1 protein-coding gene is annotated in these 406 nt (G+C 63.8%); it reads left to right on the top strand.

What is annotated here, in order from left to right:
• Nucleotides 1-65 precede the first annotated feature (65 nt).
• A partial coding sequence (locus FLO80_RS24065; RefSeq protein WP_132549307.1) for a (2Fe-2S)-binding protein occupies nucleotides 66-406 on the top strand: 341 nt, incomplete at its 3' end.

Raw genomic sequence — 406 nt, forward strand, 5'->3', positions numbered from 1 at the left:
CGCCCATGGGGGCGGCGCAGTCGCCGTGCGACTCCATAACCAGAAACCAGAAAAGGCGTGCACCGATGATTACCCTGAACCTCAATGGCAAGGATCATCAGCTCGATGTCACCGAGGATATGCCCTTGCTCTGGGCTATCCGCGACGTCGTCGGCTATACCGGGACCAAGTTCGGCTGCGGCATGGGCCTGTGCGGCTCCTGCACCATCCATATCGACGGCCAGGCCACCCGTTCCTGCATCACGCCGGTGAGCCTGGCGCAGGGCAGGAAGGTCACCACCATCGACCACCTGCACACCGACAAGGTTGGCGAAGTCGTCCAGCAGGCCTGGCTGGACATCGGCGTGGCGCAGTGCGGCTACTGCCAGGGCGGGCAGATCATGTCGGCCACGGCGTTGCTGAAGAG

Source organism: Aquicoccus porphyridii, from assembly GCF_008369105.1.
GTDB classification, from domain to species: Bacteria; Pseudomonadota; Alphaproteobacteria; order Rhodobacterales; family Rhodobacteraceae; genus Aquicoccus; species Aquicoccus porphyridii.